The 13,586-nt window shown below is 65.3% G+C and carries 9 protein-coding genes; 5 read left to right on the top strand and 4 right to left on the bottom strand.

Annotation, left to right across the window (positions count from 1 at the left end; all coding sequences use genetic code 11):
* The first annotated feature begins 2 nt into the window (after positions 1-2).
* Entirely contained in the window at positions 3-1,697 is a 1,695-nt protein-coding gene (locus EV663_RS01975) for an ABC transporter permease (RefSeq protein WP_132950074.1), read from the top strand.
* Positions 1,694-2,329 (top strand): ATP-binding cassette domain-containing protein, encoded by a 636-nt coding sequence (locus tag EV663_RS01970; protein WP_132950073.1) that lies wholly within the window; start codon positions 1,694-1,696, stop codon positions 2,327-2,329. Before EV663_RS01975 ends, EV663_RS01970 begins: the two co-directional genes overlap by 4 nt.
* Before the next feature lie 55 nt (positions 2,330-2,384).
* Here EV663_RS01970 and EV663_RS01965 read toward each other — a convergent pair whose 3' ends face one another.
* Positions 2,385-2,828 carry an ion channel gene (locus EV663_RS01965; RefSeq protein ID WP_132950072.1) on the bottom strand — a complete coding sequence of 148 codons (444 nt, stop codon included), beginning with the start codon at positions 2,826-2,828 and terminating at the stop codon, positions 2,385-2,387.
* A 41-nt stretch (positions 2,829-2,869) separates the two neighbouring features.
* Complete coding sequence (gene ppsA, locus EV663_RS01960; protein WP_132950071.1) at positions 2,870-5,236, bottom strand: phosphoenolpyruvate synthase; 2,367 nt, start codon at positions 5,234-5,236, stop codon at positions 2,870-2,872.
* 131 nt (positions 5,237-5,367) lie between these two features.
* Between ppsA and EV663_RS01955 the strand changes: the two genes are divergently transcribed.
* Entirely contained in the window at positions 5,368-7,962 is a 2,595-nt protein-coding gene (locus tag EV663_RS01955) for a cation-translocating P-type ATPase (protein ID WP_132950070.1), read from the top strand.
* Here the strand turns inward: EV663_RS01955 and EV663_RS01950 are convergent.
* Positions 7,959-9,149, bottom strand: a complete 1,191-nt coding sequence (locus EV663_RS01950) for an acetate/propionate family kinase (protein WP_132950069.1) — start codon at positions 9,147-9,149, stop codon at positions 7,959-7,961. The genes EV663_RS01955 and EV663_RS01950 overlap by 4 nt on opposite strands.
* A gap of 4 nt (positions 9,150-9,153) precedes the next feature.
* Positions 9,154-10,563, bottom strand: coding sequence for a bifunctional enoyl-CoA hydratase/phosphate acetyltransferase (locus EV663_RS01945; RefSeq protein WP_132950408.1), 1,410 nt, complete (start codon positions 10,561-10,563; stop codon positions 9,154-9,156).
* Between the two features lie 242 nt (positions 10,564-10,805).
* Between EV663_RS01945 and EV663_RS01940 the strand changes: the two genes are divergently transcribed.
* Complete coding sequence (locus EV663_RS01940; protein WP_132950068.1) at positions 10,806-12,578, top strand: hypothetical protein; 1,773 nt, start codon at positions 10,806-10,808, stop codon at positions 12,576-12,578.
* A complete protein-coding gene (locus EV663_RS01935) occupies positions 12,575-13,585 on the top strand; it encodes a hypothetical protein (protein ID WP_132950067.1) in 1,011 nt (336 codons plus the stop codon). Before EV663_RS01940 ends, EV663_RS01935 begins: the two co-directional genes overlap by 4 nt.
* Position 13,586 lies beyond the last annotated feature (1 nt).

Here is a 13,586-nt window from a genome sequence, read left to right as displayed (position 1 = left end):
CGATGCGCCCGCTGCGCGCGGCCCCGGCGGTGACGCTGGCCCTGATGCTTGGGCCCGTGGCGGCCGGGCTGGCGGGCACGCTGGCCCCGGCGCTGGGGATATTGCCCGCCCTGGGCGGAGAACGCCCGGCAATAGCGCCCTTTGAAGCGCTTTTCGACTGGCCGGGCCTAGAGCGCGCGGTGGCGCTGTCGCTGGGCACGGGACTGACGGCGACGGCGGTCTCGCTGATGGTGGTCGTTCTGTTCGTGGCGGGCTGGCAGGGCAGCAGGACGATGCGCGGGCTGGAGCGGGTGCTGGCGCCGCTGTTGTCGGTTCCCCATGCCGCCGCAGCCCTTGGCATTGTTTTCCTGATCGCACCCTCGGGCTGGATCGCACGGGCGCTGTCGCCTTGGGCGACAGGCTGGGAAAACCCGCCGGACCTGTTGATCGTCCAAGACCCCTGGGGGGCGGCAATGGTGGCCGGGCTGGTGGCGAAAGAGGTGCCTTTTCTCATGTTGATGACGCTGGCCGCCCTGCCCCAGGCCGGCGCCCCATCCAGAATGGAGGTCGCACGCGCCCTGGGGTACGGGCCGGTCACCGGCTGGATGAAGGTCGTTTTTCCCGCGGTCTATCCCCAGATCCGCCTGCCGGTCTACGCGGTGCTGGCCTACTCGATGTCGGTTGTCGATGTCGCGATCATCCTCGGGCCAAACACCCCGCCCCCCCTGGCGGTGCAGGTGGTGCGCTGGATGGCCGACCCGGACCTGTCCATGCGCTTCATCGCATCGGCCGGCGCGATGCTGCAACTTGGGCTGGTGCTCGGGGCGATGGCCCTGTGGCACCTTTGCGAGCATGTCCTTGGACAGGCCGGGCGTCGCTGGGCCGAGAGCGGCGGGCGCGGCCATGGCGAAGGGGTGCTCAGGATGCTCGGGCTGGTCACGGTATTGCTGGCCGGCGGTGCCGTGGTGGCCGGGCTTGCAGGGCTCGCCACGTGGTCGGTGGCAGGGTTCTGGCGCTTTCCCGAGCCTTGGCCGGAGGGTATCACGCTGCGGTACTGGGCAACCCAGGCGCCTGCGCTGGCCGGGACTTTGGGGCGCACGGTCTGGATCGGAACCGTTGCCACGGCACTGGCACTGGTGCTGGTGCTGGCCTGCCTGGAGGCCGAGTATCGTTTCGGATCGATGCGCGGCGCACGCGTCAGCGGCGGTCTTTGGCTGTTATACCTGCCGTTGCTGGTGCCGCAGGTGGCGTTTCTGCCGGGGATGCAGAGCCTTGCGCTTGTCGCGGGTATGACAGCCGGGATGGGCGTCGTGGTGATCGGCCATCTCGTCTTTGTGCTGCCTTATGTTCTATTGTCCATGGCCGCCCCCTGGAGGGCATGGGATGCACGTCATGCGACGGTAGCCGCCACGCTGGGCGCGGGGCCTTGGCGCATTTTCTGGAGCGTGCGCCTGCCAATGCTGATCGCGCCGGTGCTGACAGCGACGGCGGTGGGATTCGCCGTTTCGGTCGGGCAATACCTGCCCAGCCTGCTGATCGGCGGCGGGCGGGTGCAGACATTGACGACCGAGGCGGTGGCGCTGGCCTCGGGCGGGGATCGGCGGGTGATCGGTGTCACGGCGCTGATGCAGACCGGACTGGTCATGCTCGGCTTTGCGCTGGCGCTGGCCCTGCCCCGGATCGTTACCCGGAACCGCCGGGGATTGAGAACGGCATGAGCGCGGCGTTACGGCTGGAGGATCTGCGGATCACGCGCGGGGGGCGGCCACTGCTGGAAGTCGAAGCCACCGTGCGGCCCGGCGAAGTCCTCAGCGTGATGGGGCCCTCGGGGATCGGCAAATCCACGCTTCTGGCCGCGATCATGGGCACGCTGCCAGCCGGCTTTGCCATGACGGGGCGGATCTGGTTGGACGGGCGCGAGATCACCGGCCTGCCGCCGGAGGCCCGTGGGGTCGGCATACTTTTCCAGGACAGCTTGCTGTTCCCGCATCTGAGCGTCGCGGGCAACCTGGCCTTTGCCCTGCCGCGCCATGTGCGGGGGCGTGCCGAGCGACAGGCGCGAGTCCAGCGCGCCTTGGAAGAGATCGGCCTGTCCGGCTTTGGCACGCGCGATCCTGCCACGTTATCAGGGGGGCAGAAGGCGCGGGTGGCGCTGATGCGGATGTTGCTGGCCGAGCCGCGCGCACTCTTGCTGGACGAGCCTTTCTCGCGACTGGATGCGCAATTGCGCGGACAGATCCGGCAGATGGTTCTCGGGCGGGCACGGGCCGGAGGGCTACCGGTCATTCTGGTGACCCACGATGCCGAGGATGCGCAAGCCGCCGGGGGGGCGAGGATAGATCTGGATTGACGCGCCCGTGCCGGGCGCGTGCCTCCGGCGGGGTATTTGAACCAAGAAGAAGGCCCTAGCGTTCGTCCACCACGCCGCGCACCTGCTCGGACCGGACACGGCGCAGGGCCTCGACCAGAACCGCGGTGTACAGCCCTATATTCAGCAGTCCATTCGCGGCGGCCATGCCGCCGAGAATGCGCCACTCGACCGGCAGGAGGATGTCGCCGAAGCCCAGCGTGGTAAAGGAAACGAGTGAGAAATACGCGGCCGGCTCAATCGTTTCGAAGACCTGCAACCCCACGAAGGCGAGCGCCCAGATCCAGACCGAGGCGGTCATCATTCCCAAAACCAGCACTACGGAGACGACCAGCACAAGCGCCAGTTTGGGCGGGTGCGGACGACGGATAAGCCAGGCGTTGAAGACGCTCACCAACGCCTCGCCCAGCCAGAAGCCTGCCGCGGCGATCAGGATCGTGGCAAGGATCAGCCCCGTGCCGATGGAGATCTGAAGCAACATGACAAAGATGTCGCCGGATTCTTGACCTCGGTCCAGCCCTCTCAGCGCTCGGCCTCCGCGACGTTGCGCTTGACGGCGAGAAAGCTGTCGGGCGTGACCGAGATCGTGTCGATGCCGTAGCCGACCAGCAGGCGCGCGAAACCGGGATCGTTCGAAGGCGCCTGTCCGCAAAAGCCGACCTTGCACCCGACCGCGTGGGCACGTTCGATCACGGACCGGATCATCCACTGAACGGCGGCGTTGCGTTCGTCGAACAGCGTGGCCAACGCCTCGGAATCCCGGTCCACCCCCAGCGTCAGCTGCGTCAGGTCGTTAGACCCGATCGAGAACCCGTCGAAGCGGCGCGCGAATTCCTCGGCGAGGATCACATTCGACGGCACCTCGCACATCACGTAGACCTTCAAGCCATTTTCACCGCGTTTCAAACCGTTTGCAGCCATGACTTCAAGCACGCGGTCGGCCTCTTCGGGGGTTCGACAGAACGGGATCATGACGATCACGTTGTCGAAGCCCATCTCATCGCGCAGCCGTCGGATCGCCTGGCATTCCAGCGCGAAGCCCGGTGCATAAGCATCTGAATAGTAACGAGATGCGCCGCGAAAGCCGATCATCGGGTTCTCTTCCCTGGGCTCGAAACCCCGCCCGCCCAGCAGCTCGGCGTATTCGTTTGTCTTGAAATCACTCATCCGCACGATGACCGGCTCGGGATAGACGGGGGCCGCGATGCGCGACAACCCCATCGAAAGTTTTTCCAAGAAAAACTGTATTTTATCTTGGAAACCTGATGTGAGTCTTTCGATTTCCTCACGCGTCGGCTCATCCAGTCGCTCAGGGTGGATCAACGCCATCGGGTGCGCCTTGATCGCATTGTTGATGACGAATTCCATCCGGGCCAGGCCCACGCCCGCCGAGGGCAGCCGCCACCAGCGGATCGCGGCCGATGGGTTCGCCATGTTCAGCATCACCCGCGTCTTTGTCTCGCGCACGTCCGACAGCGCGATATCCTCGACGGAATATTCCGCCATCCCCTCGTATACATAGCCGGTCTCGCCCTCGGCGCAGGATACCGTCACCTCCTGCTGGTCATGCAGGATGTGGGTGGCGTCGCCCGTGCCGACGATGGCGGGCAGGCCCAGTTCGCGGCTGACGATGGCGGCATGGCTGGTGCGCCCGCCATGATCGGTGACGATCGCGGCGGCGCGCTTCATGATCGGCACCCAGTCGGGGTCGGTGATCGAGGTGACGAGGATCGCGCCATCGACAAAGCGGTCGATGTCCTTGGCGCTTTCGATCACGCAGACATGGCCGCTGGCAAGGCCCGCGCCGACGGAAAGGCCGGTCAGAAGCGTCCTGCCCTTGTCGTGGACTGTATAGCTGCGGAAGCCCGCGGCATCCGCGCGCGACTGTACGGTCTCGGGGCGGGCCTGCACGATGAAAAGCTCGCCCGTCTCGCCGTCGCGGGCCCATTCCATGTCCATCGGCATGCCGTAATGGCGTTCGATCGTGACGGCCATGCGGGCGAGGTCGAGGATCTCGGCGTCCGACAGCACGAACTGCCCGCGCTCCGCCCTGGATGTTGGCACGTTCCGGGTCGATTGCCCGTCGCGGCCGTAGATCATCTTCTTTTCCTTGGCACCCAGCCCCTTTTCCAGGATCGGCACCAGGCCTGGCCGGTCGAGGAAGGGCTTGTAGACCTGGTATTCGTCGGGGGTGACAGCGCCCTGAACGACGTTCTCGCCCAGCCCCCAGGCGGCGTTGATCAGCACGAGATCGGGATAGCCCGTCTCGGTATCGAGAGAGAACATAACGCCCGAGCCGCCGATATCCGAGCGCACCATCCGCTGCACCCCGATCGACAGCGCGACCTTGTCGTGATCGAACCCCTTGATCCGGCGATAGGTGATCGCCCGGTCGGTGAACAGCGACGCGAAACAGCGCCGGCAGGCCGCCAGCAGGTCGTCGGGGCCACGCACGTTGAGATAGGTTTCCTGCTGGCCGGCGAAACTGGCATCGGGTAGGTCCTCGGCGGTTGCGGAACTGCGCACGGCGACCGGCACCGCGTCAACGCCCGACCGGCGCGACAGTTCGGCATAGGCGTCACGGATCTCGGCGCGGATGTTGTCGGGCCAGTGGCCCTCGCGGATCATCCGGCGGATCGTCGTGCCCGCCTCGTGCAACTCGGTCCGGTGAGCGTCGAGTGCCGCCAGCGACGCCGTGATCCGGGCCTCCAGGTCGTTATGCGCAAGAAACGCGCGATAAGCATCAGCCGTGGTGGCAAAGCCGGCGGGCACCTTGATGCCTTGCCCGGCCAGTGCGGCCACCATTTCGCCCAGCGAGGCATTCTTGCCCCCGACCGTTGCGACGTCACCACGCCGTAGGGACTCGAACCACCGGATATGGGCACCCATCTGACATCCTCCCGCAGATTGGAACGGCCTTGCCAGAGACTAGGCATGCAGAACGAAACCTTGCGTTGATCCGCATCAAGGCAAACAAATCTGGCCCATGTAGAGTTGCACCATTCCAACCCGAGCGGCACATGACGCCCGACCGATCCCTAGGACTGACACAGGCCGAGGCCTGCATCCGGCTGGCGCGGGTCGGGGCGAACCGCCTCGCCGAGGGGCCGCGCGTTTCGCCCGCCGTGATATTCTTGCGCCAGTTCGCCGGGCTTCTCGTGGTGATCCTGATCGTCGCCGCCGCGATTGCGCTGGCATTGGGCGAACGGACCGACGCACTGGCGATCATGGTCGTGGTGATCTTGAACGGCGTGTTGGGCTTTGTGCAGGAATGGCGGGCCGAAACCGCCCTTGCCGCGCTTGGCCGCATGGTCGCCTCGGTCGCACGGGTGCGTCGCGACGGTGAGGAACGGCAATTGCCCGCCCAAGAGATCGTGCCCGGCGACGTGGTGATCGTCGAGACTGGCGACCGGGTTCCGGCCGATATGGACCTGTTGCTCGCGGTGCAGATAAAAGCCGATGAAAGCGCCCTGACCGGGGAATCCGTACCCGTTACCAAGGAAGCGGGCGATCCCCTGTTCATGGGCACCATAGTGGTGGCGGGCCGGGCCGAAGGCATGGTTACCGCCACCGGCACGCGTAGCCGGTTCGGCAAGATCGCGATACTGACCGGATCGGTCGGCCCCAAGCGCACCCCCCTGCAACGACAACTTGGCCGGCTGGCCCGGCAGATGGGCCTGGCCGCGCTTTGCGTTGCGGCGCTGATCGGCATGTTGGGGGTGAGCGTCGGCAAGCCCTTGACAGAGATGTTCATGACCGCGCTGTCCCTGGCGGTTGCCATCGTGCCCGAGGGCCTGCCGGTGGTGGTCACCATCACGCTTGCGCTGGGGGCACAAGCGATGGTGCGCCAAAAGGCGCTGGCCCGCAGGTTGCAGGCGGTGGAAACGCTGGGCGCGGCATCTGTTATCTGCACCGACAAGACGGGCACGCTGACCGAGGACAGGATGACAGCCGTGCAGGTGGTCATGGCGGCGGGCCGTTATGACGTGACCGGCACCGGCTACGACCCGACCGGCCATATCGCGCGGGCAGGTCGCCGGGTGCGGGCTGATTGCGACACGGCGCTTGGCGCGCTTTTGGAAACAGCGCTGGTTTGCAACCATGCACGGCTGCGCCGGGCGGGCGATGATTGGCAGATGCTGGGCGAGCCAACCGAGGGGGCCTTGGTGACACTGGCCTACAAGGGCTGGGCGCCGCTGCCCGGTCGCAACGCGGCGCTTGCCGAATTGCCGTTTTCATCCGAGCGCAAGCGGATGAGCGTTCTTGCTCTTGGCCCGGAGGGGTACGTGCTGCATACCAAGGGTGCGCCCGAGCCGGTGCTGGCGCGCTGCACCCATGTCATGGGCGTGTCGGGGCCAGAGCCTCTGGAAGGGGCCGTGCGGGCTGGACTTCAAGCCGAGTATGAACGGATGGCCTCGAACGGTCTGAGGGTCATCGCGCTGGCCCGCAGGCGACAACAGGACATGCGCCTGCCAGAGGACGAGGCAGGCCTTACCTTTCTGGGGTTCGTCGGACTGATCGACCCGCCGCGCGCAGAGGTGGGTCCGGCGATCCGCGCAGCGAAATCCGCCGGCATTCGCGTGATCCTGATTACCGGAGACGCCGCCCTGACCGCACGAGCCATTGCCAGGCAGGTGGGCCTGAGGCCAAGCCGGGTAATCGACGGCGACGCCTTGGCGGCGATGGACGATGCGGCCCTGCGCGCCGCCCTGCGCGAGGATGTGCTTTTCGCGCGCACCGCGCCCGCGCAGAAACTGCGCATCGTCACCGCACTGCAACAAACCGGGCAGGTCGTCGCCATGACCGGCGACGGGGTGAATGACGCCCCCGCCCTTAAAAAGGCAGATATCGGTGTTGCCATGGGCGCACGCGGGACCGATGTCGCCCGCGATGCCGCCGACCTGGTGCTGCTGGATGACAATTTCGCCACGATCCTGCATGCGATCCGCGAGGGGCGGCGACAATATGAAAACGTGCGCAAGTTCGTCCGCTACCTGTTGTCCTCGAACGCGGGCGAGGTGGTGGCGCTGGTCGTGAACCTGATCTTGGGCGGGCCGCTGATCTTTCTGGCGACGCAGATCCTGTGGATGAACCTCGTGACCGATGGGATGACGGCGGTGGCGCTGGGGCTGGAAAAGTCTTCCCCCGGCCAAATGGATCGCCCCCCGCGCCCCAAGACACAGCCCATCCTGGGCAAAGGCGGAGTTCTGGCCATCCTGGGCTTTGGCGCCTATACGGGCACGGCAAGCCTGTGGATTTTCTATTCCCTGCTGCCCATGGGCGAGGATCTGGCCCGCAGCGCCGCCTTTACCGCGATGGTGGTGTTCGAGAAACTCTCGGTCTTTGCATTTCGTTCGCTGCACCTGCCCTGTACCCGGATCGGCTGGTTTTCAAACCCGTTGCTCTTGGTGGCGCTGACCATAACACTGGCTGCGCAGATGGCCGCGATCTATTGGACGCCGCTACAGGTACTGTTACAGACACAGGCCCTGGGCTGGGCCGAGTGGCGGCTGATCGCAGCTCTCGCGCTTCCCCTGGTGGTCGTACCGGAACTGGCCAAGGCCGTCGCCGCGCGCCATGTTCAAACACGCAATTCCAAGGTCCGCAGGCCCTAGCCGCGCCGGGCCAGCATGTCGCGCACCGCGCGCGCGATGACGATTTCCTCGTCGGTGGGAATTACCAGCACGCGAATGCGGGACAGGTCCGTGCTGACGACGGTCTCGCCGCGCATGTTACGCGCCTCGTCCAGTTCCAGCCCGATCCAGCCCATGCCTTCGCAGACCTTCTGGCGGACATGCACGGAATGTTCGCCGATACCGCCGCAGAAGACCAGCGCATCAATCCCGCCAAGCGCCGCGGCAAGCCCCCCCAGTTCGCGGCGGACACGGAACACGAAATAGGCAATCGCCTCGCGCGCGGCGTCGGTGCCGGCCTCTTCCAGCTTGCGCATGTCGTTGGACAGCCCCGACAACCCCAAAAGCCCCGACCGCTTGTACAGCAGGTCGGCGATCTCGTCGGCGCCCATGCCCTCCTGGCTCATGAGGTAGAGAACGACGCCGGGGTCCAGTTGCCCCGAGCGCGTGCCCATCGGCAACCCGTCCAGCGCCGAAAAGCCCATCGACGAGGCGATCGAGCGACCGCCGATCATCCCGCACATCGAGGCCCCGTTGCCGAGATGTGCCACAACCACCCGCCCGGCATGCAGGTGCGGCGCGATCTCGGCCAGCCGACCAGAGATGTAGTCATAGCTCAGCCCGTGGAAACCGTAGCGCCGCACGCCCTTGTCGTAATAGCCGCGCGGCAAGGCGAACGTGTCGTTCACCCAGGGGTGGTGCCGGTGAAAGGCGGTATCGAAACAGGCCACCTGGACCGCCTCGGGAAAGGCCGCGAGGGCCGCACGCACACCCGACAGGTTATGCGGCTGATGCAGCGGTGCCAGAGGTTCTAGTGCGCGCAACTTTTCAAGGGCCTCGGCATTCAGCACGATCGGCACGGCATGGTCGGGGCCACCATGCACCACGCGGTGCCCCACTCCGACGACCCGTGCATCGGGCCGCTCCTGTCCGATCAGGTCCAGCGCGCGGCCCAGCGCCGTCTCGTGATCGGCGGCCTCTTCGGGCGGCAGGGGCGCGTCGGAAATCGTCGTGCCATCGGCGCGCTGGGCCCGCATGTGAGACGATCCGCCGATCCGTTCGATCAGGCCGGTGATGCGGACTGCGGGCGCACCGGACAAATCGCCCAGTTCGAACAGCGCGAATTTCAGAGAGGACGATCCGGCATTCAGCGTCAGCGCGTGGGGCATGGATCTATTCCGCCGCCCTGGGCGCCGCAATCCGCCCCGAGATCCGGGCCTCGTGCAGGGCGGCGACGGCGCAAGAGGCAAGCCGCGCCTTGTCGTCATCCGAGCGCGAATTCAGGATGATCGGCACTTTCGCCCCCATCACCACGCCAGCCCCCTCGGCATGGCTGATATAGGCAAGCTGCTTTGCCAGCATGTTGCCCGCATCGAGGTTGGGAACGACCAGCACCTCGGCCCGGCCCGCCACCTGGCCGGTGAGGCCCTTGGTGCGCGCGGCGGAAAGATCCACCGCATTGTCCATCGCCAGCGGCCCGTCGACCAGCCCTCCGAAGATCTGGCCGCGTTCGGCCATCTTTGACAACAGCGCCGCGTCCAGCGAACTGGGAATATCCGGGTTCACGGTTTCGACCGCCGAAAGAACGCCCACCTTGGGCAACTCTATCCCAAGAGAAATGGCCAGATCTATGGCGTTCTGGCAGATATCCATCTTGGTGCGCAGGTCCGGAGCGATGTTTATCGCGGCATCGGTCACAAGCAGCGGATGCGGCACACCCGGCACATCCATGACGAAGACATGGGTCAGGCGACGCCCCGTGCGCAGACCGTTTTCCTTGCGTAGCACCGCCTTGAGCATCACGTCGGTATGCAGATGCCCCTTCATAACGGCCTGTGCGCGACCCTCGCAGACAAGATCGACCGCGATATTCGCTGCGCGGGCGTGATCGGGGGCGTCGATCACCTCGACTCCGTCCAGCGACTCACCGATCTCGGCGGCGACAGCGGTAATCAGCGCGGCATTCCCGACCAGGATCGGTGTGATGATCGTATGCCGCGCGCCCAGCAACGCACCGCCCAGAGATTTCGGTTCTTCGGGTGCGATCACCGCGGTAGGCAGCGGCGGCAAGGGTTCGGCCCGCGCAATCAGCGCATCGAAATGGCGATGCCTCTCGATCAGAAGGCCGGGGATTTCAAGATCCTCGAATACCATCTTGCGGGCAGGTGTCTGCACCCTGGCCTCGCCGCTCAGGATCACCGCCCCGTCGGATTTGCGCGTGACATCGGTGGCCATCACCAACCCATCGGGCGGGTGCTTTTCGGTTACCGTGACCCGCGCGACCAGTTCATCGCCCGCATGGGCACGCTCATGGAATACGAAACTTTGCGCCCGGTAGAGCGCCCCCGCCCCCGGCAACACGTTGCCGATCGCCGCCGAAACCAGCGAGCCCACCCAGAGCGCGGGCGCGATCGCCTCTTCGGCACCGTCCCCGTCGCCATCGTGACGGGCCAGGTGCATCGGGTTGTGATTGCCCGAGGCAGTGGCAAAGATATAGAAATCGTCTTCTGTGCAGACCCGGACAACCTGGGCCGCGTCACCCACCGAAATTTCCTCGAAGGTTCGGTTTTCCTCGATCTTCATTCCTGTCATCGTCCTTTCATTCGCCCCGGCGGTGGCCCGTCGGATCGCTGGCGCGCCTTGGCTCTAGCATGGGCCAACGACGGACATGTAACAACGGGCGGTTTCCCGCAGGACCGGCGCACCACCTTGCACCAGGGGAAAACTGTTGCCGCAGCGGGCCGGGCGCGGCTAGGCTGACCGGCAAGGGCGTTCGGCCTGTCGCGGCGCCCGCCCTGAAATTATTGGTTCGGTGTCCTGTTTCAATGACCTGCCTGTTCCGCAAGGCATCCCATAGCACGGCACGATGGGCAGCCTCGGCCCTGGTCGTGGCCCTGTCGTTTGCCAGCGCGACCATGACCGCGGGCGCGGCCAAGGCGATCGAAAGGCCCGGTGCGGTCCAGTTGGCCCAGCAAAACGCGGCCGCCCGCGAGGTTCGCCGCAAATCCATGCTGGAGCTTCAGGTTTTTCGTAACGCCCAGACGGCACGAATGGCCGACGGCACGGCGTTGCGGCTGACATCGATCAAGCCTTCAAGCAATGCATGGTTCCTGCTCGAGGTGACGCGGCCGGGCCGCGACACCCAGACATACCACCTGGAAAACACCGCACCGCATCGGCGCCAAGTTGACCTTGGCAAAGGGCCGGGTCCCGCGCTGGTTCTGACCGAAGGCGGACAGGAAAACCTGTGCCGTCCCTGGGCCGGGCAGGATGCGCTTTCGGCAGCACAGGCCGATGGCCTCCCGTTCGTGCCGATTTGTGACGGCGCATTCTACCTGCGCAACCCGGTCAGGGGCGCACGCACCAATCTGGAACGCAGCGCAGAGTTCCTGCGCGACAACCTGGCCTTCGGCGAAAGCGTCGTCGGATTCGTGAAAAGTACGCTCTACAAGGACAAGTATCTCGAAAGCGGCGAGTTGATCGAGGGCGTCGATCGAGGACGCACGGCATCAAGCCTGGGACAGGCCGCCCTGCGCGAACACCCGGTGATGTATACCACAATGACCTTTAACCTGCGCGGCGGCAGCACCGAGCGAATGGAAATGGGCAGTTGGTATGCGATAGAGGGCGCGCCGGGAATATATGCAAGCGCCCTGCAACCACGGATGATCCATCCCGACCTCCTGAACCGCAAGGGCGAAGCAAACTGGCTGGATGCGATCGAGGGGCGGGCCGATGTCTATCTCGTCGGCTTTGACATGGGCCGGTTCGACATCGGTTTCGAACTGGGCACCGAGCATCCGCGTCTCGACTGGTCCTCGCGGCCCTCGGGCGCGGGACGCAACCCTTCCATCCCGGGCCCCGATGGCGTGGCCAGCCCCGCACCGCTGGCCATGAGCGGAATGATCAACCCCACCCAGGCCCAGCGCGTCGCGGCGACCTTCACCGGCGGGTTCAAGCGAGATCACGGTGCCTTTCGCTTTGGCCCCAAGGCGAATTACAATCACGGACATCACTATGGATTCATCGTACACGGCGCGGTGCTGAGCACACTGCAACCCGACTTGGCGACGTTTTACGTTCTGGACGATGGCCGCATCGGCATGAAGACATGGGATGAAACCGACAACGCCATGCTGGGCGATATTCGTTTTGCCCGCCAGAATGGCGTTGCCCTGATCGAGAACGGCATACCCGGCCCGCTGGTGACGAGCTGGGGGGGCGGCAATTGGTCGGGCTCGGCAAAGGCCGAGCTGCGCACGCTGCGCGCCGGTGCCTGCCTGAAACCGGGTGACGACAACCCCTTGCTGATCTATGCGTGGTTCTCGACGGCAACACCCTCTGCCATGGCGCGCACGTTCCAGGCCTATGGGTGCGACTACGCGATGCTGCTGGACATGAACGCCCTCGAACACACCTACATGGCGCTTTACACCCCGTCGGACGAGGGCGGGATCAACACGCGCCACCTGGTGTCGGGAATGGCCAATGTCGATGCGCGGCGCCGCGATGGCAGCCGTGTCCCGCGTTTCGTAGGCTATCCGGACAATCGGGATTTCTTTTATCTCTTGCGCAAGGAAGGGAGGCAGGCCGAATGAGACAGACCCTCAGGGGGCTGATCGCGGTGCTTGTCTTGCCGCTTTGGCTGCAAGGCCCAGCCGCGGCCCAAGGGCTTGCAGAGGCAAACGCCCGCCTTTTCATGGAACTTGAGGCCATTCGCGGGGTCAACGGGGCACAGCTTGAGCGGATCAAGGCGATCTTTGCCGGATCGGGCGTAATCGGCCAGGGCAATCCCGCGATCACCCGTCATGCGATGAGCCGCGCCGATTGTCATGCGCGCGCGGGTGGCGACGCGGTCGCGGCCTATTCGAACCGTCGGTTCGACCGAATCTGCGGCGCGAAATTCATGGCACCGCTGTACGATCCGGCAACCCAGCGACCAGAGGACGCCACGGCCTGCATCGACCAGTTCGAATATCCCAACATCCCCTGCTCGTACCCCGTCGTCTGGGTCAAGGCAAAAGAGGCCGCCGAAATATGTGCAGCCGAGGGCAAGCGGCTATGTGATGCGCATGAATGGGAAGGTGCCTGCGCAGGCGCGCTGACCGCCCCAGATTACCGTTTCGACCTGGCGCGCGGGCTCTCGGCCTCGGCGGCGGTGAACCGGATGCGCGCGGCGCATAACACGAAATACGCGACCACCAAGACCTGGAGCTATGGCCAGGTTTTCCGCCGCGGGATCTGCGCGCAAGACAGCGAGAAAAGTCCCACATGCCCCGGCGGGGGATGGCGCAATTGTGGGTCCAACACCTATCCGAGCGGCGCGTTTTCGGGCTGTACCAGCCCTCTTTTTGTCTACGATATCAACGGCAACGCGGCCGAACACATGAATTTGCCACTCGCGCCAGACCAGATGTCCAGCCGCGGTTCCAGCACCCTGGGCGTCACCGAGATGAAAGGGTCTTGGTTCATCTGGGACAAGTACCAGGCCCATCCCGACTGGTGCCGCTGGCGTGCGCCTTACTGGCATGGCAGCCGGGTGCTTAGCCCGGCCAGCCACGAAAACTATCACCTGGGCTTTCGCTGCTGCAAGACACTGGACTGAG

Origin of the sequence: Rhodovulum bhavnagarense, from assembly GCF_004343505.1 — a bacterium.
GTDB classification, from domain to species: domain Bacteria; phylum Pseudomonadota; class Alphaproteobacteria; order Rhodobacterales; family Rhodobacteraceae; genus Rhodovulum; species Rhodovulum bhavnagarense.
The sequence above is the reverse complement of the archived record's forward strand: the minus strand, read 5'-3'. Positions and strand labels throughout refer to the sequence as shown.